Annotated in this window: 20 protein-coding genes; 8 read left to right on the plus strand and 12 right to left on the minus strand. The window is 70.0% G+C overall.

The annotated features are described in order from the left end of the window. Window positions 1-323: 323 nt before the first annotated feature. The 3 genes from ABZ851_RS18045 to thyX all read right to left on the minus strand — a co-directional run bounded on the left by ABZ851_RS18045 (window position 324) and on the right by thyX (window position 3,979). On the minus strand, window positions 324-2,009 hold the full coding sequence (locus tag ABZ851_RS18045) for a ribonuclease J (RefSeq protein ID WP_088800362.1): 1,686 nt from the start codon (window positions 2,007-2,009) through the stop codon (window positions 324-326). Window positions 2,010-2,123: 114 nt separating this feature from the next. After that, a complete protein-coding gene (dapA, locus tag ABZ851_RS18050; protein WP_088800361.1) occupies window positions 2,124-3,023 on the minus strand; it encodes a 4-hydroxy-tetrahydrodipicolinate synthase in 900 nt (299 codons plus the stop codon). A 197-nt stretch (window positions 3,024-3,220) separates the two neighbouring features. Continuing rightward, a complete protein-coding gene (gene thyX / locus ABZ851_RS18055; RefSeq protein ID WP_361128282.1) occupies window positions 3,221-3,979 on the minus strand; it encodes an FAD-dependent thymidylate synthase in 759 nt (252 codons plus the stop codon). Window positions 3,980-4,211: 232 nt separating this feature from the next. On the opposite strand from thyX, the gene ABZ851_RS18060 reads away from it, so the two are divergent. Both ABZ851_RS18060 and ABZ851_RS18065 read left to right on the plus strand, forming a co-directional pair. Continuing rightward, on the plus strand, window positions 4,212-4,451 hold the full coding sequence (locus ABZ851_RS18060) for a hypothetical protein (protein WP_088800359.1): 240 nt from the start codon (window positions 4,212-4,214) through the stop codon (window positions 4,449-4,451). A gap of 99 nt (window positions 4,452-4,550) precedes the next feature. Continuing rightward, window positions 4,551-5,108 carry a hypothetical protein gene (locus tag ABZ851_RS18065; RefSeq protein WP_361128286.1) on the plus strand — a complete coding sequence of 186 codons (558 nt, stop codon included), beginning with the start codon at window positions 4,551-4,553 and terminating at the stop codon, window positions 5,106-5,108. 113 nt (window positions 5,109-5,221) lie between these two features. Here ABZ851_RS18065 and ABZ851_RS18070 read toward each other — a convergent pair whose 3' ends face one another. From ABZ851_RS18070 to eccD, 6 genes are all read right to left on the minus strand, one after another. Then, window positions 5,222-5,677: a hypothetical protein gene (locus tag ABZ851_RS18070; RefSeq protein ID WP_336051727.1), complete on the minus strand. Its 456-nt coding sequence runs from the start codon at window positions 5,675-5,677 to the stop codon at window positions 5,222-5,224. 5 nt (window positions 5,678-5,682) lie between these two features. After that, entirely contained in the window at window positions 5,683-6,435 is a 753-nt protein-coding gene (gene dapB / locus ABZ851_RS18075) for a 4-hydroxy-tetrahydrodipicolinate reductase (protein ID WP_336051728.1), read from the minus strand. Window positions 6,436-6,471: 36 nt separating this feature from the next. Beyond that, window positions 6,472-7,851 carry a pitrilysin family protein gene (locus ABZ851_RS18080; RefSeq protein WP_361128291.1) on the minus strand — a complete coding sequence of 460 codons (1,380 nt, stop codon included), beginning with the start codon at window positions 7,849-7,851 and terminating at the stop codon, window positions 6,472-6,474. Continuing rightward, window positions 7,848-10,067, minus strand: coding sequence for a polyribonucleotide nucleotidyltransferase (locus tag ABZ851_RS18085; RefSeq protein ID WP_336051731.1), 2,220 nt, complete (start codon window positions 10,065-10,067; stop codon window positions 7,848-7,850). Before ABZ851_RS18085 ends, ABZ851_RS18080 begins: the two co-directional genes overlap by 4 nt. A 294-nt stretch (window positions 10,068-10,361) precedes the next feature. Beyond that, window positions 10,362-10,649: a 30S ribosomal protein S15 gene (rpsO, locus tag ABZ851_RS18090; protein ID WP_006602744.1), complete on the minus strand. Its 288-nt coding sequence runs from the start codon at window positions 10,647-10,649 to the stop codon at window positions 10,362-10,364. Window positions 10,650-10,805: 156 nt separating this feature from the next. After that, complete coding sequence (eccD, locus tag ABZ851_RS18095) at window positions 10,806-12,269, minus strand: type VII secretion integral membrane protein EccD (RefSeq protein ID WP_361128296.1); 1,464 nt, start codon at window positions 12,267-12,269, stop codon at window positions 10,806-10,808. A gap of 256 nt (window positions 12,270-12,525) precedes the next feature. Here eccD and eccCa point away from each other — a divergent pair, with 256 nt between their 5' ends. Beyond that, entirely contained in the window at window positions 12,526-16,482 is a 3,957-nt protein-coding gene (gene eccCa / locus ABZ851_RS18100) for a type VII secretion protein EccCa (protein ID WP_361128299.1), read from the plus strand. 197 nt (window positions 16,483-16,679) lie between these two features. Here eccCa and ABZ851_RS18105 read toward each other — a convergent pair whose 3' ends face one another. Together ABZ851_RS18105 and ABZ851_RS18110 are read right to left on the minus strand one after the other, a co-directional pair. Then, a complete protein-coding gene (locus ABZ851_RS18105; RefSeq protein ID WP_361128302.1) occupies window positions 16,680-17,474 on the minus strand; it encodes a WXG100 family type VII secretion target in 795 nt (264 codons plus the stop codon). Next, window positions 17,471-17,779, minus strand: coding sequence for a hypothetical protein (locus ABZ851_RS18110; RefSeq protein WP_361128305.1), 309 nt, complete (start codon window positions 17,777-17,779; stop codon window positions 17,471-17,473). Before ABZ851_RS18110 ends, ABZ851_RS18105 begins: the two co-directional genes overlap by 4 nt. A gap of 238 nt (window positions 17,780-18,017) precedes the next feature. Here ABZ851_RS18110 and ABZ851_RS18115 point away from each other — a divergent pair, with 238 nt between their 5' ends. The 3 genes from ABZ851_RS18115 to ABZ851_RS18125 all read left to right on the plus strand — a co-directional run bounded on the left by ABZ851_RS18115 (window position 18,018) and on the right by ABZ851_RS18125 (window position 22,354). Then, window positions 18,018-18,425, plus strand: a complete 408-nt coding sequence (locus ABZ851_RS18115) for a hypothetical protein (protein WP_361128308.1) — start codon at window positions 18,018-18,020, stop codon at window positions 18,423-18,425. Window positions 18,426-18,767: 342 nt separating this feature from the next. Next, window positions 18,768-21,026: an ATP-binding protein gene (locus ABZ851_RS18120; protein ID WP_361128311.1), complete on the plus strand. Its 2,259-nt coding sequence runs from the start codon at window positions 18,768-18,770 to the stop codon at window positions 21,024-21,026. Beyond that, window positions 21,023-22,354 (plus strand): SUKH-4 family immunity protein, encoded by a 1,332-nt coding sequence (locus ABZ851_RS18125; protein ID WP_361128314.1) that lies wholly within the window; start codon window positions 21,023-21,025, stop codon window positions 22,352-22,354. Before ABZ851_RS18120 ends, ABZ851_RS18125 begins: the two co-directional genes overlap by 4 nt. Window positions 22,355-22,446: 92 nt before the next feature. On the opposite strand, the gene ABZ851_RS18130 is transcribed toward ABZ851_RS18125, so the two are convergent. Continuing rightward, window positions 22,447-22,746 carry a hypothetical protein gene (locus tag ABZ851_RS18130; protein ID WP_336051740.1) on the minus strand — a complete coding sequence of 100 codons (300 nt, stop codon included), beginning with the start codon at window positions 22,744-22,746 and terminating at the stop codon, window positions 22,447-22,449. A 396-nt stretch (window positions 22,747-23,142) separates the two neighbouring features. Here ABZ851_RS18130 and ABZ851_RS18135 point away from each other — a divergent pair, with 396 nt between their 5' ends. Continuing rightward, window positions 23,143-23,472, plus strand: a complete 330-nt coding sequence (locus ABZ851_RS18135; protein WP_361128318.1) for a hypothetical protein — start codon at window positions 23,143-23,145, stop codon at window positions 23,470-23,472. A 215-nt stretch (window positions 23,473-23,687) separates the two neighbouring features. Continuing rightward, complete coding sequence (locus ABZ851_RS18140; protein ID WP_361128321.1) at window positions 23,688-24,716, plus strand: PE-PGRS family protein; 1,029 nt, start codon at window positions 23,688-23,690, stop codon at window positions 24,714-24,716. The last annotated feature ends 144 nt before the right edge of the window (window positions 24,717-24,860 follow it).

The following is a 24,860-nucleotide window of genomic DNA, read 5'->3' on the forward strand; positions in this document are numbered from 1 at the left end:
CCGTCTCCGGCCCCGTGTTGGAGCGGGTCGGCCGTCCGGCTTTCGCTTTCCGGCCTTTCCGACTCTAGCAGACCCGATTTCGTTCCGTTGCCGGTTCTCATTCGGCCCGATTACCCGTCGGAGGGGTTTTGCCTTTCGGCTGATCCGACTTTATCAGATTGCTCTGGGCCGGAATTCCGCCTGATTTCGTGGGGGCGCTCCGTACGCAGAGGCGTGCGGCGTTTCCCGATCAGGAGGAGACGTAAACGTACTGGAGCGGGGCGCCCGGATGCAAATCCGGGCGCCCCGCTCCTACTTGCGTACCTGCGTACGACCCGAGGGCGTCAGACCTCGACGACTACGGGGAGGATCATCGGGCGGCGGCGGTAGTTGTCCGACACCCACTTGCCGACCGAGCGGCGGATCAGCTGCTGGAGCTGGTGCGCGTCCGCGACACCGTCCTGGGCCGCCTTGGCCAGGGCCTCATCGATCTTGGGAACCACGCCCGACAGGGCGGAGTCCTCGATGCCGGAGCCGCGGGCATGCAGGTCCGGGCCTCCGACGATCTTGCCGGTGCTGCTGTCCACGACCACGAAGACCGAGATGATGCCTTCGTCGCCCAGGATGCGGCGGTCCTTGAGATGGGTTTCGGTGACATCGCCGACCGAGAGGCCGTCGACGTAGACATAGCCCGCCTGGACCTTGCCGACGATCTTGGCGACACCGCCGACCAGGTCGACCACGACACCGTCCTCGGCGATGACGATCCGTTCCTTGGGGACACCGGTCAGTGCCCCCAGTTCGGCGTTGGCGCGCAGATGGCGCCATTCGCCGTGGACCGGCATCAGGTTCTTCGGCTTGCAGATGTTGTAGAAGTACAGCAGCTCGCCGGCCGAGGCGTGGCCCGAGACGTGGACCTTGGCATTGCCCTTGTGGACGACGTCCGCGCCCCATCGGGTGAGGCCGTTGATCACCCGGTAGACCGCGTTCTCGTTGCCCGGGATGAGGGAGGACGCCAGGATCACGGTGTCGCCCTGGACGATCCGGATCTGGTGATCGCGGTTGGCCATCCGGGAGAGAGCGGCCATCGGCTCGCCCTGGGAGCCCGTGCAGACCAGCACGACCTCGTCGTCGGGGAGATCGTCGAGCGTCTTGACGTCGACGACCAGGCCGGCGGGGACCTTCAGGTAGCCCAGCTCGCGGGCGATGCCCATGTTGCGGACCATCGAACGGCCCACGAAGGCGACCCGGCGACCGTACTCGTGCGCGGCGTCGAGGATCTGCTGGATGCGGTGCACATGGCTGGCGAAGCTGGCGACGATGATGCGCTTCTGAGCGTTCGCGAAGACCGTGCGCAGGACGTTGGAGATGTCCCGCTCGGGCGGTACGAAGCCCGGGACCTCGGCGTTCGTGGAGTCGGAGAGGAGGAGGTCGATGCCTTCCTCGCCGAGCCGCGCGAACGCGGGGAGGTCGGTCAGGCGGCGGTCCAGCGGGAGCTGGTCCATCTTGAAGTCGCCGGTGTGGACGACCATGCCCGCGGGGGTGCGGATGGCGACGGCCAGCGCGTCCGGGATGGAGTGGTTGACGGCGACGAACTCGCAGTCGAAGGAGCCGATCCGCTCCGTGTGCCCCTCCTGCACCTCGAGGGTGTAGGGACGGATGCGGTGCTCCTGGAGCTTGGCCTCGATGAGCGCGAGGGTCAGCTTCGAGCCGATGAGGGGGATGTCCGGCTTCTCCCGCAGGAGGTAGGGGACACCGCCGATGTGGTCCTCGTGGCCGTGGGTCAGCACGATGCCGTCGATGTCGTCGAGCCGATCCCTGATGGACGTGAAGTCCGGCAGGATCAGGTCGATTCCGGGCTGCTCCTCCTCGGGGAAAAGCACTCCGCAGTCGACGATCAGCAGCCGGCCGCCGTACTCGAAGACCGTCATGTTGCGGCCGATTTCACCCAGGCCGCCGAGGGGGGTGACGCGCAGGCCGCCCTTGGGAAGCTTCGGCGGGGCGCCGAGCTCAGGATGCGGATGACTCAAAAGACTCTCCTCACCACACACGCCACGCTGCCGTCGAGGGCACGTGGCGCGCATGACATTCGTGCACTTGCTATGAGGCGGTTGTTGGTCCGTATTCAGTTGTGAAGTCTGTGATCAGAGCTGTACCCCGCCGGCGGCGAGATCGCGCGTGAGCTGTTCGGTCTCCTCGGGGGAGAGCTCCACGAGCGGCAGCCGCAGCGGACCGGCGGGCAGCCCCTGGAGGCCGAGGGCGGCCTTGGTCGTGATCACGCCCTGGGTGCGGAACATGCCGGTGAAGACGGGCAGCAGCTTCTGGTGGATCTCGGTGGCCTTGGTGACATCGCCGTTGAGGTGGGCGTCCAGGAGGGCGCGCAGCTCGGGGGTGACGACATGGCCGACCACGGAGACGAAGCCGACGGCGCCGACCGAGAGCAGCGGGAGGTTGAGCATGTCGTCGCCGCTGTACCAGGCGAGGCTGGAGCGGGCGATGGCCCAGCTGGCGCGGCCGAGGTCTCCCTTGGCGTCCTTGTTGGCGACGATCCGGGGGTGCTCGGCGAGCCGGACGATGGTCTCGGTGTTGATCGGGACACCACTGCGGCCGGGGATGTCGTAGAGCATGACCGGCAGGTCGGTGGCGTCGGCGATGGCCGTGAAATGCCGGAGCAGGCCCTCCTGCGGGGGCTTGCTGTAGTACGGCGTCACCGCGAGCAGGCCGTGGGCGCCGGCGTCCTGGGCGGCGCGGGCCAGCTCCAGGCTGTGGCGGGTGTCGTTGGTTCCGGCTCCGGCGACCACAAAGGCGCGATCGCCGACCGCATCGACCACCGCGCGGACCAGCTGGGCTTTCTCCGCATCGCTGGTGGTCGGGGATTCTCCGGTGGTGCCGTTGACGACGAGGCCGTCGTTGCCGGCGTCCACCAGGTGGGCAGCCAGCCGCTGTGCGCCGTCGAGATCGAGGGCGCCATCCGGCGTGAACGGCGTGACCATGGCGGTCAGCACCCGCCCGAAGGGGGTCTGCGGTGTGGAAGTCGGAGCCATGGGTCCCACGCTACTCGTAGCTCACCGCGGGATGCGCCTCTGGGGAGCAGGGATGTGGACTCCGGCACTGCCTGCTCGGGGGTTCAAGCAGTGCCGGGTCCGTCTGTTCAGCGTAGATGAACTTCTCAAAATGCCGCAATCCGGACACTTCGCACGTCTGTCCTGCGCGCTCCGGTATCCGGCCCGCAACCTGGGCCTTACGGAGCGATCCGGCCGTTCGCATTGAATGCGCCGTACGTGAGCGGCATGAGCTTGGCCCAGTGGGCCTCCATCTGCTCGCCGACCATTTCGATCTCGCGCTGCGGGAAGGACGGCACCTTCGCCTGCTCGTGCTGGGTGCGCAGGCCGAGGAAGTGCATCAGGGAGCGGGCGTTGCAGGTGGCGTACATGGAGGAGAACAGGCCGACCGGGAGCACCGCGCGGGCGACCTCGCGGGCGACGCCGGCGGCGAGCATCTCCTGGTACGCCTCGTAGGCCCGGCGGTAGGAGTCCTCCATGACGCGACCGGTGAGCTCGTGCTGCGCCTGGGTGCCCTCGACGAATTCGTACTTCCCGGGGCGGCCCTGCTGGACGAGCTTGCGGGACTCACCGGGGACGTAGAAGACCGGCTCCAGCCGGCGGTAGCGGCCGGACTCCTCGTTGTACGACCAGCCGACGCGGTGCCGCATGAACTCGCGGAAGACGAAGATCGGCGCGCTGATGAAGAACGTCATGGAGTTGTGCTCGAAGGGGCTGCCGTGCCGGTCCCGCATGAGGTAGTTGATCAGGCCCTTGGAGCGCTCCGGGTCCTTCTGCAGCTCCTCCAGGGACTGCTCACCGGCCGTGGAGACCCGGGCCGCCCACAGCACGTCGCTGTCCGCGGCGCTGTGCTTGACCAGCTCGACCGTCACCTCGCTCCGGAAGCTGACGGCTGCACTGTCGGGGCTCTCAGTGCTCTCGGCGGGGGTCTGGGACACCGGCGGTTCCTTCCAATCGATCCTCGTGCGCGACCACCCTACGGCCCGCCACTGACAGTCCGGGAAACACCGCGTGATGCCGCGTTAGCCGCAAAACGGGCGCGCCGTGGCGGCGCGCGGAGCGGCCGTTGATATTTTTCACAGAAGTCCCTGAAAACGGGCACCAACCGCACGCCACGAACGTCTAACCCTGTGACAGTGCCCACTTCGAGGTTCCTAGGAGAGCCCGCTCATGTTCCGCCGGCGAGAGCCCGTCCCGTTCGCCTTCGTTGCCGAGGCAGACCGGTTCCGCAGCAATGTCACTCCCCCGCCGCGGCAGCGCGCCTCGCGCGCGCAGCTCCTCGGCCAGTCTCTCATCACGCTGACAGTCGTGGGCGGCCTGGCCGGCGCCCTGCTGTTCGGCGTTCCCGCACTGCAGCAGGACAGCTCCGGTTCGAGCCGGGTGCATCAGTCCGAGGCATCACATCGCTGAACGGGCGGGCGGGGCGTGCCGCGAAGTGGTTCCGCTCCGCCGGTCCCGATAGCCTCACCGGTCACAGCTTCCGTGCGTGCCCATGAGTGAGGATCAGCCGTGCCCCTGCCCTTCCTGACGGCCGACCGCGACCTCGATCCCGACACCCGAGCCGCGGATTCGGCCGCACTTGCGCATGACGAGCCCGACCACTGGCGCCGTCCCTACCGCCCCGGACCGTGGCGGGTAGGGACGGCGGCGGTGTTTTTGCTGCTCGCCTCGTTCGTGCTGATCTCCGCATTGATCACCGCGATGGCCGGCTCGCTGCCCGGCGCCGCGGTCTGTGCGGTGGTGGGGGCAGCGATGATCGCCCTGGCCCTGCGCCTGTTGCGGGTCGGGGTGTGGGTGAGCGCGCACGGCCTGCGGCAGGTGAATCTGCTGCGGACGACGACCGAACCTTGGAGCGCCGTCGCCTCCGTGCAAACGCGCCAGCAGCCGGTGCGCTGGCTGGGGCTGCCGCGGACGGTACAGGGACAGGCGCTGATCATCGAGCGGACGCAGGGCGAACCGCTGCGGTCCCTGCTCACGGACCACAACGGCGACTTCCTGTCCCGCCCGGAGGCGTTCGAACGGGCCGCGGATGTGCTGGAGGCCTGGGCGGCGGAGTACCGCGCCTGAGGCCCGGTGCCGTGGGACCGCTCACCACGCCGCGCCCCGCTGCCCCCGTAGAACCGCCGGATCCGGCCCCCGTGAGGACCGGATCCGTCCGTCCCTGAGCGCCCGTACCCGCCCTAAGCGGCCGGTACGGGCTTGTCGTCGTGCAGGGCGATGGCGCGCTGCATCGCCTTCCGGGCGCGCGGGGTGTCCCGGGCGTCGTGGTAGGCGACCGCGAGCCGGAACCACGTACGCCAGTCGCCGGGGGCGTCCTCCGTCTCGGCCTGCCGCCGGACGAAGATCTCATCGGCGGCGTCCCGGTCGATCCGGCCGCCGGGGGTCCGGGCCGGCTCGTCGGCCGGCAGGCCGCCCTCGGCCGCCAGAGCGTGCGCCAGCCGGTGGGCGTCACGCGCGAAGCGGGTGTTGTGCCAGAGGAACCAGGCGCCGATGCACGGCAGCACGAAGGCCACCGCGCCCATGCCCATGGCGGCCGGCTCGCCGGTCATCAGGAGGAGTACGCCCTCCAGCCCCACCACCCCGAAGACGAGGACCAGCACGGTGGCGAGGAAGAAGTACGTGATCTTTCCGCCCATACCCGTCAGCCCAGGTCGAGGAAGTTTTCCAGGCCCACGGTCAGGCCCGGAGTGGTGACCACGCGACGCACACCGAGCAGGATGCCCGGCATGAAGCTGCTGTGGTGGAGGGAGTCGTGGCGGATGGTGAGGGTTTCGCCCTCCCCGCCGAGCAGCACCTCCTGGTGCGCCAGCAGACCGCGCAGCCGAACGGAGTGCACGGGGATGCCGTCCACGTCCGCGCCACGCGCGCCGTCCAGCGCGGTGGTGGTGGCGTCCGGCTGCGGGGCGCAGCCGGCCTCCTCCCGGGCCTGGGCGATCAGCTGGGCGGTGCGGGCGGCGGTGCCGGACGGGGCGTCCGCCTTCTTCGGGTGGTGCAGCTCGACGATCTCGGCCGACTCGAAGAAGCGGGCCGCCTGCTGCGCGAACCGCATGGTCAGCACCGCGCCGATGGAGAAGTTCGGGGCGATGAGCACGCCCGCCCCGGGCGAGGCGGCGAGCGAGGTGCGCAGCTGCGCCAGGCGCTCATCGGTCCAGCCGGTCGTCCCGACCACCGCATGGATGCCGTGCCGCACACAGAAGTCGAGGTTGCCCATCACGGCACCGGGGTTGGTCAGCTCGACCACGACCTGGGCGCCGGCCTCGACCAGCGTCTCCAGCTTGTCGCCCCGGCCGAGCCCGGCCACCAGCTCCATGTCGTCGGCGGCCTCGACGGCCCGTACGGCCTCGGAGCCGATGCGTCCCTGGGCTCCCAGTACGGCCACGCGCAGCTTGCTCATCGTTTCCCGTCCTTCTCTTGGTGGTGTCGCGGAGGCCTAGGCGACGATGTCGTCCAGCCGGGCCGCCTGCCGGTCCTTCAGGGGGCCGATGACGGACAGCGAGGGCCGGGTGCCCAGCACCTCGCGGGCCACCTCGCGCACGTCGTCCGGGGTGACGGCCGCGATCCGCGTCAGCATCTCGTCGACCGACATCTGTTCGCCCCAGCACAGCTCGCTCTTGCCGAGGCGGTGCATCAGCGCTCCGCTGTCCTCCAGGCCGAGGACGGTGGACCCGCGCAGCTGTCCGACCGCGCGGCGGATCTCGTCGTCGGTGAGGCCGTGGGACGCCACCTGGTCGAGTTCGTCGCGGCAGATCTTGAGGACGTCCTGCACCTGGTTGGGACGGCAGCCGGCGTAGACGCCGAACAGCCCGCAGTCGGCGAAGCCGGAGGTGTAGGAGTACACGCTGTAGGCCAGGCCGCGCTTCTCGCGGACCTCCTGGAAGAGGCGCGAGCTCATCCCGCCGCCCAGGGCGGTGTTCAGTACGCCCATCGCCCAGCGCCGGTCGTCGGTGCGCGCCAGCCCCGGCATCCCGAGGATCACATGGGCCTGCTCGGTCTTGCGGTTGAGCAGTTCGACGCGGCCGGCGGCCTTGATGGCGCGGGCACCGGAGCGCGGCGCGATCGGGGCGGCGTCCGTACGGTCCAGGGCCCCGGCCTGCTCGAAGGCGCGGCGGACCAGGCGGACGACCTTGGCGTGGTCGAGGTTGCCGGCGGCCGTGACGACGAGGTGCGTGGGGTCGTAGTGCTTCTTGTAGAAGCGGCGGATGCGCTCGGGGGTGAGGGCGTTGACGGTGTCGACGGTGCCCAGGACCGGGCGGCCGAGCGGGGTGTCACCGAGCATGGTGTGCGCGAACAGGTCGTGCACGCAGTCGCCGGGGTCGTCCTCGGTCATCGCGATCTCTTCGAGGATGACACCGCGCTCGGCGTCCACGTCCTCGGCCTCGACCAGCGAGCCGGTCAGCATGTCGCACACCACATCGATGGCGAGCGGCAGATCGCTGTCCAGCACCCGCGCGTAGTAGCAGGTGTACTCCTTCGCGGTGAAGGCGTTCATCTCGCCGCCGACCTCGTCGATCGCGGCGGAGATGTCCAGCGCGCTGCGCCGCTCGGTGCCCTTGAAGAGCAGGTGCTCGAGGTAGTGCGTGGCGCCGTTGAGCGACGGGGTCTCGTCGCGGGAGCCGACGTGCGCCCAGATGCCGAAGGTGACGGAGCGGACCGTGGGCAGCGTCTCGGTGACGACCCGCAGCCCGCCGGGGAGGGTGGTCCGGCGGACCGTGCCGGCGCCCGCGGTGCCCTTGAGAAGCGTTTGGGTACGGGCGACGGCCCGCCCCTCCGAAGAGGTGCGGGCCGTCGTCGCGTGCGTACGGGACGTCACTTGGCGGCGTCGTCCTTCGTGTCCGCGGCCGCGTCCTCTTCCTCGATCACGGGGATCAGGGAGAGCTTGCCGCGCTGGTCGATCTCGGCGATCTCGACCTGGACCTTGGCGCCCACCGCGAGCACGTCCTCGACGTTCTCCACGCGCTTGCCACCGGCGAGCTTGCGGATCTGCGAGATGTGCAGCAGGCCGTCCTTGCCCGGGAGCAGGGAGACGAACGCACCGAAGGTGGTGGTCTTGACGACCGTGCCCAGGTAGCGCTCGCCGACCTCCGGCATGGTCGGGTTGGCGATGCCGTTGATCGTGGCGCGGGCGGCCTCGGCGGCCGGGCCGTCGGCGGCACCGATGTAGATCGTGCCGTCGTCCTCGATCGTGATGTCGGCGCCGGTGTCCTCCTGGATCTGGTTGATCATCTTGCCCTTGGGGCCGATGACCTCACCGATCTTGTCCACCGGGATCTTGACGGTGATGATCCGCGGGGCGTTCGGGGACATCTCGTCCGGGACGTCGATGGCCTCGTTCATGACGTCGAGGATGTGCAGACGCGCGTCACGGGCCTGCTTCAGCGCGGCGGCCAGGACCGAGGCGGGGATGCCGTCGAGCTTGGTGTCGAGCTGCAGCGCGGTCACGAACTGCTTGGTGCCGGCGACCTTGAAGTCCATGTCGCCGAAAGCGTCCTCCGCACCGAGGATGTCGGTGAGGGCGACGTAGTGGGTCTGACCGTCGATCTCCTGGGAGATCAGGCCCATGGCGATACCGGCGACCGGGGCCTTGAGGGGCACACCGGCGTTCAGCAGCGACATGGTCGAGGCGCAGACCGAGCCCATGGACGTCGAGCCGTTGGAGCCCAGCGCCTCGGAGACCTGGCGGATCGCGTAGGGGAACTCCTCGCGGGTCGGCAGGACCGGCACGATGGCGCGCTCGGCGAGCGCGCCGTGGCCGATCTCGCGGCGCTTGGGGGCGCCCACGCGGCCGGTCTCGCCGACGGAGTACGGCGGGAAGTTGTAGTTGTGCATGTAGCGCTTGCGGGTCACCGGGGAGAGGGTGTCCAGCTGCTGCTCCATGCGGAGCATGTTGAGGGTGGTGACGCCCAGGATCTGGGTCTCGCCACGCTCGAACAGCGCGGAGCCGTGCACCCGCGGGATGGCCTCGACCTCGGCGGCGAGCGTACGGATATCCGTGACGCCGCGGCCGTCGATGCGCTTCTTCTCCTTGATGACGCGCTCGCGGACCAGGCTCTTGGTCAGCGAACGGTACGCGGCGGAGATCTCCTTCTCGCGGCCCTCGAACTGCGGGAGCAGCTTCTCGGCGGCGACGCCCTTGACGCGGTCCAGCTCGGCCTCGCGGTCCTGCTTGCCGGCGATGGTCAGCGCCTGGGAGAGCTCGTCCTTGACCGCGGCCGTGAGCGCCTCGAGGACGTCGTCCTGGTAGTCGAGGAAGACCGGGAACTCACCGACGGGCTTGGCGGCCTTGGCGGCGAGGTCCGACTGGGCCTTGCACAGGACCTTGATGAAGGGCTTGGCGGCTTCCAGACCGGCGGCGACGACCTCTTCGGTCGGGGCCTCGGCGCCGTCCTTGACCAGCTGGATGGTCTTCTCGGTGGCCTCGGCCTCGACCATCATGATCGCGACGTCGCCGTCCGGGAGGACGCGGCCGGCCACGACCATGTCGAAGACGGCGTCCTCGAGCTCGGTGTGGGTCGGGAACGCCACCCACCGGCCGTTGATCAGGGCGACCCGGGTGCCGCCGACGGGACCGGAGAAGGGCAGGCCGGCGAGCTGGGTGGAGCAGGAGGCGGCGTTGATGGCGACCACGTCGTAGAGGTGGTCGGGGTTGAGCGCCATGACCGTCTCGACGATCTGGATCTCGTTGCGCAGGCCCTTCTTGAAGGAGGGGCGCAGCGGCCGGTCGATCAGCCGGCAGGTGAGGATGGCGTCCTCGGAGGGACGGCCCTCACGGCGGAAGAAGGAACCGGGGATCTTCCCGGCTGCGTACATCCGCTCCTCGACGTCGACGGTCAGCGGGAAGAAGTCCAGCTGGTCCTTCGGCGTCTTGGACGCGGAGGTGGCCGACAGCACCATGGTGTCGTCGTCCAGGTACGCCACGGCGGAGCCGGCGGCCTGCTTGGCCAGGCGGCCCGTCTCGAAGCGGATGGTGCGGGTGCCGAAGGGGCCGTTGTCGATCACGGCTTCGGCGTAGTGGGTCTCGTTCTCCACCAGGAATATCTCCTCGTCTGCGTCTGCTGCCCGTATGGCTGCAGACCGTCTTCGGCGGAGCGCCGGTGCGGGCCGGTCTTCGATCGAAGCACCCGGAGTGATGACACATGGCGTCCATGGATCGTCCGGGGGCCACTACCGAGGACCGGCGGCCAGGAGGCGCTCCTACCGCGTTCAGTTTTGCGATATGGCACCAGACTACAAAGCTTCCGTCCACCATGAGGTGGCGCGAGTGTCCGGTGCGTACGGCAAAGGGAGCGGCCCCTGACGGGAACCGCTCCCTCTACGGCGTCCTTACTTGGCGCCCGCCGCGCCGCGGCGGATGCCCAGGCGCTCGACCAGCGCACGGAAGCGCGTGATGTCCTTCTTCGCCAGGTACTGCAGCAGGCGGCGGCGCTGGCCGACGAGCAGCAGCAGACCACGGCGGGAGTGGTGGTCGTGCTTGTGGGTCTTGAGGTGCTCGGTCAGGTCCGAGATGCGGCGGGAGAGCATCGCGACCTGGACCTCGGGGGAGCCGGTGTCACCCTCCTTGGTGGCGAACTCGGCCATGATCTGCTTCTTCGTAGCGGCGTCGAGCGACACGCGGTACTCCTCAGGGTTCCGGCCGGCGAGCGCCCCTGGTTTACCTCACAGGGAATCTTGGATGACTCATCCGGACCGTCACACAGCGTACCAGCTCAAAACGGCCCCCCGACCGGGTGGTCGGGGGGCCGCTCGGCAGGCCGGTGAGCGGGGGTCTCAGCCGGTGGTGAGGCCGCGCACCTTGCCGTACACGTCCAGGACCGCCAGGCACAGCGGCACCAGGGAGAGCAGGACCAGGCCGTCGAAGATGTCGAAGATCCGGCCCCAGAAGGGGGTGACACCCTTCTGGGGGACGATCAGGCCGACGGCGACCAGGAGGGCGGCGCCCGCCGCGATGCTGCCGGAGAACCAGACGGTGTGGATGTTCAGCGGGCCGGAGTCCTGGTAGCGGGCCAGATCGATGAACATCTCCGTCGGCGGGTTCAGCGCGATGCCCAGGATGAGCAGGACGATCGTGAGGATGCCGGCAATGGTCAGGCAGGCGACCTGCGCGGTGTAGTCGAAGAGCCGCGCGCGGAGCATGATCGTGATGCCGGCGGCCAGCGCCAGCAGCTGGGCCCACACGTTGTCCGAGAAGCCGAGGACCACACCGGCCGAGCCGACGGTCAGGGCGGAGCAGCCGGCGACGAGGCCGAGCAGCAGCTCGTGCCCGCGCTTGGCCTGGTTGCCGATCTTGACGAAGTCGACGGACTCGGTCTCGCCGCCGTTGTCGTAGGAGCCCTTGGCGATCTGGTCGGGCGACTTGTAGCCGATGGGCAGCCGGGCGAAGCGTGCGGAGAGGCCGGGCAGCCAGGCGACCAGGGCGATGGAGACGACGGCGGTGACGGCGGCGACCTCACTGGGCGCGGCGTCGGTGAGGATCGCGGCGAAGACCGCGAGGGTCCCCGTGGCGGACAGGAACGCGGCGGCGACGAAGGGGGCGTCACCGCGCGGCAGCATGACCACCAGCAGCACGGAGGCGATCAGTACGGTCACACAGCCGACGAGGAGGTGCAGCCGGCCGGGGTCGGCTCCGGCGTCGACGGGGAAGATGCCGGAGCCGGCGAGCAGGAGGTGCGGGAGCGAGGCAAGGCCCAGCGCGATGGAGGAGCCGTGGTCGTCGTAGACACGGGCACGGACGCCGGACAGCGCGACCAGCACGATGCCGACGACACCGGCGATGATGCCGGGCAGGCGGTGCATGTCGCGGTGCTCGGGGTTGGACACCCACAGGGCGAACGCCATCATGACGAGCAGCAGCACACCGGCGGTGAGGCCGACGACGCGCATGAGGTCGTCGCTCCAGCGGTTGCGGTTGCGCTTGACCGCGGAGGCGACGGCGTCGGAGACATCGTCGAAGACGGGGAGCGGCAGCGATTCGGCGAACGGCTTCAGAAGAAGAAGGTCGCCGTCGAGGATCTGCTGCTGCGCCAGCGACTGTCCGGCGTCAAGAACCGTGCCGTCGCGGCGTACTAGGTGATATCCGGTCGGGGCGCCCTCCGCCTGCGACTGACCGGAGAGCCTCAGGATCTCCGGATAAATGTCGACGAGTGCGACGTCCTCCGGCAGAGCCACGTCAATCCGTGCATCGGGCGCGGCGACTGTGACCCGGCAAAAGCCGGTGCCAGTGCTCGTGCTCACCTGGCGGTTCCCCCTATCCGTTGGGCGTTTTGTCGCGTCGCGCGCCTTCTATAGAGAGCCGTCACTTCGGGGCTGTGGGCACGCTCGCGAGGCGTCAGCGTACCGTCCAATTCAGCGCTCGCCCCACCCACCCCGAGACTTGACGGTTAACAGTAGGATCAACGCCTGGTTCGGGCCAAGCACTTGGTCCGGGGGGACCGTCGAATCCAACGGGGGCGGTCCGAGACTGCGAGATGCATGAAGGACTGATGCCTCGGTGAGCGTTGTCATCGTCAAGCGCCCGCCCCGCGCGCTGCCACCCGAAGTTCCCTCCGAGGAGGTGACACTCGAGGCACCCCCGGAGCTTCCGCGTGAGGGCGAATCAGAAAACATGCTGATGACCCTTATGCCCATGATGGGTATGGCGTCTTCGGCGGGATTCTTGTTCATGGGCAACCAGCCGTTCATGAAAATCATGGGCGGCTTTATGGTGGCGTCCACCCTGGCAATGGCGATCGTGCAGATCGTCAAAGCCCGCCAAGGGCCTTCCGGGCAAATGCTCCAGGAGCGCCAGGATTACCTCAAGTACCTTACGCAGAAGCGGAAAGAGGTGCGGCGCACCGCGCGCAAGCAGCGGGACGCGCAGCTGTTCACCCACCCCGACCCGAGCCAGTTGTGGTCGATCGTGGCCGAGGGCAAACGGGTATGGGAGCGCCGGGCGGGCGATCCGGACTTCGGGCAGGTGCGACTGGGGCTGGGGCCGCAGCAGCTGGCCACTCCCCTGCGGGCTCCGGAGACCGCTCCGGTCGACGAGCTGGAACCGCTCACCGCGCATGCGATGAAGGAATTCCTCGACAAGCACGGGCAGCTGGACGATCTGCCCCTCGCGGTCTCGCTGCGCGCCTTCTACCACCTGACCGTCTCCGGCGACCCGGACACGGTCTACGGCGCCTCGCGCGCCGTCGTCGCCCAGCTGTGCACCCTGCACTCGCCCGAGGACCTGGTGGTGGCCGTCGTCGCCGCGCCCGGTGCGCAGGCGGAGTGGGAGTGGACCAAGTGGCTGCCGCAGGTGCAGCACAAGACGACGGACGGCGCGGGCACCCGCCGGCTGGTCGTCGGTGACCTCGGTGAGATCGAGGAGCTGCTGGCGGACGACCTGGAGGGCCGCGGCCGGTTCAACCCGCAGGGCACCCCGGTGACCGACGCCCCGCATGTGCTGGTCGTGCTGGACGGCGGCGAGGTGCCGATGGACTCGGTGATCGCCGGGGCCGAGGGCCTGCAGGGCGTCACCATCCTGGAGGTCGTCCCGGGCGATCTGGACGAGATCCGCGGTGGTCTGGCCGTCCAGGTGTGGCCGGGCAAGCTGGTGCTGGAGTCGGCGGGCGGCGCGGTCTACCACGGCGTCTGCGACACCCTGTCGATCGCCGAGTCGGAGGCGCTGGCGCGCCAGCTGGCCCCGCTGCGGGCGGGCTCCGGCGCGGACGGCGAGGAGCCGCTGCTGTCGAACCTGGACTTCACCGACCTGCTGAACCTCGGTGACGCCGGTTCCGTCGATGTGTCGCGTACCTGGCGGCCGCGCACGCTCCACGAGCGGCTGCGGGTGCCGATCGGTGTCGACAAGGACGGCCAGCCCGTCATGCTCGACATCAAGGAGGCCTCGCAGGAGGGCATGGGCCCGCACGGCCTGTGTGTCGGTGCGACCGGTTCCGGTAAGTCCGAGGTGCTGCGCACCCTGGTGCTGGCGCTCGCGGTCACCCACTCCTCGGAAACCCTCAACTTCATCCTGGCGGACTTCAAGGGTGGCGCCACCTTCACCGGTATGTCGGACATGCCGCACGTCGCGGCGGTCATCACCAACCTCGGTGAGGACGTCACGCTGATCGACCGCATGCGCGACTCGATCACCGGTGAACTCCAGCGCCGTCAGGAGCTGCTGCGCTCGGCGGGCAACTACGCCAACATCACCGACTACGAGAAGGCGCGTGCCGCGGGCGCCCCGCTGGACCCGCTGCCCTCGCTGGTGATGGTGCTCGACGAGTTCTCCGAGCTGCTGACCGCCAAGCCCGACTTCATCGACATGTTCATCCAGATCGGCCGTATCGGCCGGTCGATGGGTGTGCACATGCTGCTCGCCTCGCAGCGCCTGGAAGAGGGCAAGCTGCGCGGCCTGGACACCTTCCTGTCCTACCGGCTGGGTCTGCGGACCTTCTCCGCGGCGGAGTCGCGGACCGCGATCGGGGTGCCGGACGCCTACCACCTGCCGAACGTCCCCGGTTCCGGCATCCTCAAGTACGACACCGAGACGATGGTCCAGTTCAAGGCCGCGTACGTCTCGGGCCCGTACCGCGGTCCCGGGGCCGGCGGCGGTGCCGGCGGCAGCCGGACGAACCGGCTGCCGGTGCCGTTCACGGCGGCCCCGGTCGTCGAGCAGATCATCGAGGACCCCACGCCGGTCGCGCCGGCCGAGCCGGAGCAGGACGACGCGCTGGCCGACACCGTGCTCGACGTCATCGTCCAGCGCATGCAGGGCCAGGGCCCGCCGGCGCACCAGGTGTGGCTGCCGCCGCTGGACGAGGCGCCGACGGTCAACCAGCTGCTGCCGACGCTCGCGGTCACGCCCGAACGGGGTGTGCACGCACCGGAGTACACCGCGCTCGGCAAGCTGGTGGTGCCGGTCGCGCTGGTGGACAAGCCGTTCGAGCAGCGGCGTGACGTGATGTACCTGGACTTCTCCGCGGGCGCCGGTCACGGCCTGGTCGTGGGTGGTCCGCAGTCCGGTAAGTCCACGCTGATCCGGTCCGCCATCGCCTCGTTCGCGCTCACCCACACCCCCTCCGAGGTGCAGTTCTACTGCCTCGACTTCGGTGGCGGCGGCATGCTGACCATGGAGGGCCTGCCGCACGTCGGCGGCGTCGCCTCGCGTCTGGACGCGGAGAAGGTGCGCCGTACGGTCTCCGAGGTCGTCGGCATCCTCAACGAGCGTGAGGAGTTCTTCCGGGCCAACAACATCGACTCGATCGGGACCTACCGCCAGCGGCGGGCCTCGGGCGCCTACCCCGACCAGAAGTGGGGCGACGTCTTCCTGGTCATCGACGGCTGGGCGACGTTCAAGACCGACTACGAGCAGATGGACCCGGTGATCCTGGACATCGCCGCCCGGGGTCTCGGTTTCGGTGTCCACCTGATCATCGCCGGTGCGCGCTACACCGAGGTGCGGCCCGCGCTGCGCGACCAGCTCCTCAACCGCGTCGAGCTGCGCCTGGGTGACCCGATGGAGTCGGAGTTCGACCGCAAGCGCGCGGAGAACGTGCCGATGGGCAAGCCCGGTCGCGGTATGTCCCCCGAGAAGCTCGACTTCCTGGCGGCGCTGCCGCGGCTGGACGGGATGAGCGACCCGGAGACGCTGAGCGAGGGCATCGCGAACCTGGTGTCGACGGTCAGCGAGCACTGGCAGGGCGAGCCCGCCCCCGCGGTGCGGATGCTGCCGACGATGCTGCACGTCAACGAGCTGCCCAAGGGCAACGACTACCCGGATCACGGCATCGCGATCGGTGTCGACGAGACCACGCTGTCGCCGGCGTTCATCGACTTCGAGACCGACCCGCTGCTGGTCATCTACGGCGAGAGCGAGTCCGGCAAGTCCTCGCTGCTGCGTCTGCTGGCCAAGCAGATCGCCGAGCGGTACCCGTCCGACAAGGCGCTGATGGTGGTCTCCGACTACCGTCGTGCGCTGCTCGGCGAGATCCCCGAGAGCCACATGTACAAGTACTGTGCAGCGGGGCCGCAGTTGCAGGAGGTCATCGCCGGTCTGGCCGGTTCGCTGGGCCGCCGGATGCCGGGCCCGGACGTCACGCCGGAGCAGCTGCGCAACCGCAGCTGGTACGACCTGCCGGACGCGTTCGTGATCGTGGACGACTACGACCTGGTGGCGACCAGCAGCGGCAACCCGCTGCAGCCGCTGCTGGAGTACCTGCCGTTCGCCCGTGACCTGGGTCTGCGCCTGATCATCTCGCGCAGTTCCTCGGGCGCCGGACGCTCCTCGTTCGAGCCGGTGATGCAGCGGACCAAGGAGCTCGGTGCGCAGGGTCTGATCCTGTCCGCCGACCCGGCCGAGGGCCCGCTGATGGGCAACGTCAAGGGCCAGAGCCTGACGCCGGGACGGGCGACGTTCATCACGCGCAAGCGCGGTGCGCAGCTGGTCCAGACCGGCTGGCTGCCGGCGAACAGCCGCTGACCGGTCCGTACGCCACAACGGCGGTGGGGCGCCTCTCCTGGAGGGGCGCCCCACCGCCGTTTCGTCTGTGCGGACTGTCGTTCCGTCCGTGCGAACCGCCGTTTGGTCCGTGCGGCCGGTGCGCCCGCGCGGTACGTACGCGCGGTACCTACGCGCAGGGCGTGCCGGACGTGCCGGACGTGCCGGCACCGGATGCGTCAGCCGAAGGCCCCGTGGCGGGTGATGTCGGGCCCGGGACTCCCGGGTGCACTGCCGGGAGCGTCGCCGCCGGACGGCGCGGGGGCCTGGGGCTTCGGGGCGTCGGCGGTGGCGGGCGCCGCGGCCCGGGGGGCGGGCCCGGCGGCGGGGGCCGCCGTTCCCTTCGTCCGCGGCCCGGTCTTGAGGTCCCGTTCATGGCCCGGCACCGAAGCCGGCCCCAGCTCCGGCTCCGCCCCGGACGGCCGGCCCCGTACCCCCTTGGCGACGCCCTCGCCGCCCCGCCTCGTGGCCTCGTCGCCTTGCGCCGGGCCGAACGGGTCGGGCCCCTGCGCCGCCGTGGAGGTCGCCCATGCGTGCCGTACGGGTGGCCGCTGTCCCTGGCCGCCGCCCCCACCGCGCCTGCCGAACGCGCCGCCGAGACCGTTCGCGAGCTGGCCGAGCGCCATGAAGCCGTAGGCGATCTCGGGACCGGACGACGACTGCGCGCCGTCGGCCGCGTGGTGCACCGGTGGTGTGCCGTGGTCCTTGCCGCCCTGGTCGTCGGCGGGCTGCGCGGCGGCGGTCTCCAGGTCGGCGGCGGCCAGTTCGAAGACCGGCAGGGAATCGTCGACGGACCGCTTGAGGCGGTGCCACTCCCCCGCGAACGCCTCACCGGCCGGGCCGTGCCAGTTGGCCGCGGCCGCGGTGCCGACGTGCCGGTCCAGATCGCGGACGAGGCCGTCGAGGTGCTTGCCCATCTCCCGCCAGCCGGCCGCCGCTTCCCGCAGGGCCTCGGGATTCCCTCGCTCGCTCACTGGACACTCCGCATCATCTCGGCCAGCTCTTCCTCGGCCGCCTGCGCATTCCCGGCGGTCTCCTTGATGCCTCGGCCGACCTCCGCGAGGCGCTGCTGCAGCTGGGCGAGCGCCTGCTCGGCCTGCTCGTACAGCTCGCGGTGGGACCGGGCCGCCTCGTCGCTGCCGAATCCGTCCCGCAGGGCCTCGGCATCCGCCCGCCTCCTGAATGCGGCAAGCTGCCGGCTCAGTTCTTCCGCACGTATCTCGAACGTCGCACCGAGTCTGTGCAACTCCTCGGTACTGAGCCGGACTTCATCGGACATCATTTCTCCCCGAATTGCATGACGGCTACCTGCCGGCATGGCTTCAGGTCTAGCACACCCGCAATAGGCCCGAAGCCCTCTGTGCAACGGACGGGCGGCGCAGCACGGAATTCGGCATGCCGCAATATCCGGCAATACCGACAACCCCCGCCTTGACGCCCCGTTCACACCCGTCATTAGACTTCGGCACGCCGGTGCCGCACTCGCGGCCTGTGCCATCACATTCAAGGGGGCAGACATGAGCAATGAGCGGCAGATCCAGGACGAAGACCTGATGGACGTCGCCCATGATCCCGAGCAGGCGCACCGGCTGCGCAAGGCGCTGAAGGTCCTGGCGGACAACCCCCATGTCGGCGGCAAGCTCCAGGAGATGGCCCAGGAGGTGCTCTCCGGGCGCATCGGCATGAAGGACGCCATCGCGACGCCGGGGTACATGGACGCCCTGGGTGACCGGATGAACGAGATCCGGCGGGCCGCGGAGAACCAGACCATGGCCGAGCGCGAGGAGTCCCGCGAGAAGTTCGCCGCGTGGCAGAAGGAGCAGGAGGCCAAGGAGGACGAGGAGCGCGCGGAGCGTGACGGCCCTTCCGGCACCCTCGTGACCGCCCCGCGGCGCGGCGGCCGGAGCGGCGGGCACCGGGACTGACCCGAGGCGCCGCGCCGGCGGTCACCGAAATCCGTTCCCACAGCACGGAAAGCCGCCACGGAAGAAAGCAGATCGACCGCCGCATCATTCGGAACGGATCTGCTTTCTTTCCGCACATGTTGATCTCGATTTCTCCACAACGGGCCCCGGGGACAACTCACTTCGCCCTTCCTCGCCCGTCTTCCGTTACGACCACCGCACACCGGCCCCGGCCTGCCGGTTCCAGTTACGGAACAGTCGCCCCCACGCCACGCTCCGCGTACGGAACGGATCATAGGATCGAGCCGGAACACGCAGGAATCCACAAAGGTGGAGTCGTAATTGATCGGGGACGAGGAAGCCATGAGCGCCTCAGGCGAAGGAAAAGCCGCGGCCGCCGGATATGCACCACATCCGTACGTCGGCGGTCGCACCGCCGTGCTCCGCGCGCTCGCGGCCTGGCGCATGCGCTGGCCGGGTGCGCCGCGCGTCATCGTGCTCACCGGCAACCCGGGCAGCGGACGTTCGCGCCTGCTCACCGGCTTCCTGATGATGTGCGACCCCCGCCATCGCAAGCAGTTGCCGCTGGACGATCTGGACCCGGCGACGGTGCCCCCCGACCTACCGGAGCCCGCCGTACCGGGCCCCGCGGGGCGCACCGCGGCACAGCTGTTGTGGCTCATCTCCGATCATTTCGGGCTGAGCGCCGACCGCGACGATGACATCTTCACCGAACTCGCCGCTCGTGAAGAGCCGGTGACCCTGGTGGTGCCCGATGTCGACCGGGCCGGTCCGGTACGCGCGGCGAACGAGCCGGCGCGGGTCGTCCGGGACGTCCTGCGGCCGCTCGCCGCCACCGGAACGGTGCACCTGCTCGCCGAGGTCCCGCGCGAACTGGCCGCGGAACTGGCCGGAGCGCTGCCCTCCGGCCAGGCGCAGATCCTCGATCTCGACGCGCCCGAGTGGGCCGACCCCGAGGGCCTGGTGCGGCACGCCGAGGCCGCGCTGACGCCCGACGCGGGGGCGCCGGAACTCCCGTACACCACCGACCCGTCCGCGCGCCGGGCGCTCGCCGAAGCCCTCGCGACGCGCGCGGACGGCAACCGGCTGACCGTCCGGCTCGCCGTGCAGTCGCTGATCGTGCGGCCCGAGGGCTTCGACCCGGCGGACGCCTCCCTGCTGCCCGGCAGCGTCGGCGACGTGCTCGATCTGCATGCGCGCCGGCTGGGCGCCGATCCGCAGATCCTGCGGCTGATGCTGGCGCCGCTCGCGTTCGCCGAGGGCCAGGGGCTGCCCGTCCAGCTGTGGGGTGCGCTGGCGAGCGCCGTCGCCGGACGGGACATGAGCCGGGACCTCGCCGACGGCATGCTGCTGGCCGCGCCGTTCATCGAGCAGGTCGAGCCGTCCCGGGGCACCGGCGACGGGGAGGGGGGTGGCGACGGGGACCGGGGCCGGAACGGTGGCGGGGACCGGAGCCGTAACGGCGGCGGGGCCGCGGCCGGGGAGAGGGGCGGCACCGCGGACGGCGGTGGGGCCGGCTCCGGAGCCGGCGAGGGCCGTACGCTGCTGCGCCTGATGCACCCCGGGATCGCCGAGGAGATCCGCTCCGGTCTGCCGGACGTCCGCGACGCCCAGACCAAGATCGCCATGGCGCTGCTGGAAGCGGTGCCCCAGCAGGACTGGGCGCAGGCCGATCCGTACATCCGCGACCATCTCGCGGCGCACACCCTCGATGCCGGTCTCCTCCCCCAACTCCTCACCGACCCCGGCCTGTTCGCCCACGCCGACCCCGTGACGATGCGCGCCGCCATCGAAGCCGTACCGCTGGAGCAGCTGGGCGCGCCGGCCCGTACGTACCTGCGCACCGCCCCGCTGCTCACCCGCTCCGAGGCATCGGCCGATCTGCGGGCGGCGTTCCTGGAGTCCGCGTTCGTCGAGGACGGGCTGGTGGCATACGCGGACGCGCTGCACACGCTCGGCTTCACCCTGCCGTGGCGGACGCTGTGGAGTGTGCCGTTGGCCGGCGTCCGCGCCGTGACCACGGGTTCCCTGCCCGCACAGGGCGGGGACGGTGCGACGGCGGGCGCGGCCGGGGGCCCGGACGGCAGCGGCGCCGGACCGGTACCGCCATCCCCCGCCGCCGCTCCCCGCCCCGTGGCCGCTTTCCTCGTCCCCGAGGGGACCCCCGGGGCCCGTACGGTGCCCGGCCCGGACGGCGACGACTCCGGGGCGGGCGGCCGGGCGCTGCTCGTCCACGATCTGCTGCGACCGGGGTATCTCGACGCCGATCCGACGCTGGTGCAACTGCCTTCCGCACAGGCGCAGGAGGCGGCGCCCTTCGGGCTCACCCGCGGCGCCGACCATCTGCGGGTACGGTCCCGCGCCGACGAGGAAGTGGTGGCCGCGCTGCTCTCGGACACCCCGTTCACCGGCGCCGATCTCTCGCCGGACGGTGTGCTGGTCGTCGCCACCGCGCGCGGTGTGACCGCCCGGCAGATCCTGGCCGCGGCGCCCGCCCCCGCGCCCGTGCCCTCCGTGCCGGCCCAGCGCACCGGCACCGCCGACTCCGCTTCGTCCGACGGCCGCGACGGCCGCGGCGGCCTCGAAGGAGACCACTCGTGATCACCCAGGCGCAGGCCCACGCCACCGCGGGCCGCTGGCTCAACCCCGAGGGTCAGCAGGGCCCGCCGCGGGAGGTGGCCCTGCAGGAGTTCGACCTCGGCTGGGTGGTGTGGGCGGTGCCGCCGCCCCCGGAGGCCGACCCGCACACCGGACAGCGACGCCCGCCCGCCGAGGTCGGTGCCGCCTGCGGTGTGGTCGACCGGGCGTCCGGCGAACTGACGGTGTGGCCGTCGGTGCCGGTCGACGAGGTCGTACGGATGTACCGGCAGAAGCACGACGCGGGTACCGAAGCAGCCCCCTCTGCGCCCGCGGAGCGTCCGGCCACCGGCCCCGGCAACACCGCCGTCGCGACCTACCACGACCCGTCGACCGGGGAGGAGACCAGTCTCGCCCGGGTCTCGGCCCCCGGTCAGCCGCCCGCCGAGTACCAGCTCCACGACGAGCTGCGGCGGCTGGGCATCCACCCCGCGGACGTCCGCGCCGTCCACACCGATCTGCGGTCGGCGCTACTGCCCGGCGGCTACCCCGGTGACTTCATCCTCCGCACCTTCCCGAACGCCGCCTTCTCCTGCACCGAGGGCTACGGCATGCGTCCCGAGGAGCGCGCCGAGGGCGTCGCCGGGCTGGTGCGGCACGTCGCGATGATGCACCAGCTGGCGGGCCGGCCCGCACCGCCGCGGCCGCACCGGCTGCCGGTGCCACAGCGCGTCGAGGCCGCGCCACCGATGCGGGACGTGGCCCTCGGCAAGCACCTCGTGGAGGTCTTCGGCCCGCAGGGCGTCCACCGCCCGGACGCCGACGACCTCGCCACCACCCAGCTCCCCGACGCCACGAAGAACACCCTGATCTGGGCCGGACTGCCCACCCGGGTCCCGTGCTTCTTCACCGCCGACCGCTCCGACGCCCCGCCGGCCGGCGGACTGTTCACGGACGTGGCGGCCCACCTGCGGCAAGCCGGCACCCAAGCGCGCGAAGAGACCCTGACGACCCTCGCCGGCTACGTCCGGTTCGGCACCGACGGCCTCTACACACTCGCCGTTCAGTGCACCGCTCCGGAGCAGAACCAGAGCCTCGTCGGCACCGTCTGGGCGGTCCAGCCGTCGTCGGGCGGCGGCCGGTTCGTCAACCGCACCGCATCCGCGTTCCTGCGCTCGCTCGCCCTGCTGGCCACCACACGCGGGCAAATGCAGGGCATGGATCCGTACGCGGCGGGTGCGGCGGTCGCCGCCTTCCAGGAACAGATCGCGGCGATCGACTCCTGGGCACTGGATGACGACGGCAACTGGTGGTCGCTGGTCATCGAGCAGATGTGGCACGGGTTGTTCTGAGGGCAGCGCGTGGGGCCGAGTGCGGGGCCCGGGGGCCGTGTGGGGGGCCGTGTGGGGAAATACGCCCGGTGCGCGGCCCCTCCCTCAACCCCTCAGGGCAGCAGCAGCCAGTCGGCGGCCAGTGCGGCCGCCAGGCCGATGCCCAGCAACCAGGTGCCGAGGCGGGTCCGTCCGTTCCGGCTGAGTTCGATCACCACGCCGCAGAGCACCAGCGCGGCCCCGTACACCCCGACCACCAGCACCGACGTGCGCGACGCCAGCCGCACCACGAGCACCCCCGCCATCGCGGCCATCAACACCGAGGCCAGGATGACGCGTATGCGCCTGGCCTGACGAGGCGTCAGCCCCACGCGGCTGTCGGGAAGGGGCTCTTCTGCACCGGCTGCGTCCATGAGCGGGAATGCTACGGGACGTAGTGATCGCCCGGCCGCCGCACACCCCCGACCGTCAACCTGCCGGACCCACCCGTACGGCCCATTCGGCAAGGTCCGTGGTTGACGCCGCAACACCCTGCCCCTCCCCCGGGTCCCGAATAATTGACCAACCACACACCAATACTTAACCTGCCCTTTCAGCCCACGGACCGAGGGACACCCCCGCGCCCCGCACGCGCGATTCACCCATGCCGCAGGTGGGTCAATTCCCCTGCATTCGCGAGCGATTGAGCCGCAGGATGCCCACGTTCCCTCCACACATCTCGCCTTGACATGCTTGCGTTCAGATCGCCTAATGTGTGGTTCGTTAAAGATGCGACAGTATCTACGGACGACGCATGACCGGGGGCAAGAGTGGCAGGCAAGGCATTTGACGTCGATCCGGATGTGCTGCGCAGACAGGGCGACGCATTCGTCCACATCGGCAGCGATTTCTCCAAGGCGTCGAAGAAGCTTCAGGATGATCTTGAAGGCCTCGGCAGCCCCTGGGAAAACTGCGACTTCGGCGACATCTTCGAAACGATCTACACGCCCCTCAGGGACGGCATGTTCGAATCGATGGACTCCCTGGGCGAACGCCTCGAAAGCATCGGCGACAAGCTCCAGAACATGGCCGGCTCGTACACCGCATCCGACGAGCAGGGAATCCGCACCATCAGCACGGTCGGCCGCCCCGCCATCTGACGCCCGGTGGGCATCCCGCCCATGAACCCGGGCGCCGCGGCACCGGGAAAACCAGCCGAGGTCTTTCCCGGACGCATTCCCGCAGCGCCTAGAGGGCGCGGCCGAGCAGCGGCGGCGCCTCCCCACGGGCCACCGCCGCCACCCCTCTCACGCTTTTCCTTCACCGACGCCATTGCGCTCCGCAATCGGCTACCACTGCACGGGGGACGATCACTGTGTCATTGACGCTGCCCAGCGAGGTTGCCTGGGTCCTGGATTTGCTCGGCTACAACTGGCCGGATGCCGACGAGGACAAGCTCCACGAGTGCGCCCAGACCTGGCGCAACTTCGCCGAGGCGGTCAATCAAGCGTCCACCAAGGGCTCTTCGGCAGCCGGTGAGGTCGTCTCCGCCAACTCCGGAGAGGCGATCGAGGGCTTTTCCCACGCATGGGGTTCCTTTTCCGGCGGCGGGGACAGCGGCGACCACTACCTTCGTGACGCCGCCGCGGCGGCCGAGGTGATCGCCGTCGCCTTCGATGCCGCCGCCCTCGCCGTTCTCGCCGGAAAAATCGCCGTCATCGTCCAGCTCGTCATGCTGGCCACCGAGCTCATCGCGGCACAGGCCGCCGCACCCTTCACCCTGGGCCTGTCCGAGCTCGGTGCCGCGGGCGCCACCCAGGCCACCCGCCTGATCGTCCGCCAGATCCTCGACAAGATCAAACGCGAGGTCATGGAGGCGGCCACCAAGGCCATGGAGCACGCCACCATGGATGCCGTCAAAAAGATGGCGAAGAAGGCCGTCTCGAAGGAAGCCCGCAAAATCGCGGCGGACTACGTCAAGAAGACGGTCAAGGAGACCGTCAAGGACAAGGTCATCGATCAGGCGAAGGAAATCGCCAGGGACAAGATCGTCGAAGAGGGCAAGGCAAAGGCCCAAGAGGCCGCCACGGAGATGGCCCAGAACGTCACCCAGCAGGGCATCGAAAGCCATTTCGGCGCCCGCGACGGAATCGACTGGGGCGAAACCGCCGACATCGGCAAGGACAAAGCCGGTGAATACGTCGACGGCATCAAGGAAGGCGCCCAGGAGTACAAGGACGGCGTCACCAGCCTCGCCGACCCCGCCACCTATGTCGACCACGCCAAGGAAGACCTCACCAACCGGGGCCTGGACCACGCACAGCGCCATGTCGACCGCCGCACGGGCGGCGCGGCCACCCGCCACCAGGACGTCACGGACGAGGTGCGTTCGGTCTTCGGCTGAGCGATTCGGTAGTGGCTCGTTCGTTCCGCTCCCCGACCACAACAGGGGTGGAACCGCAGTCATCAACTGCGGTTCCACCCCTGGCTGCGATCTGGTTGCGATCTGGCTGCGGTCCGGCGGCGCGCTCCGAGTGATACCGGCGGA

It is taken from the genome of Streptomyces sp. NPDC047049 (assembly GCF_040643995.1).
GTDB classification, from domain to species: domain Bacteria; phylum Actinomycetota; class Actinomycetes; order Streptomycetales; family Streptomycetaceae; genus Streptomyces; species Streptomyces mooreae.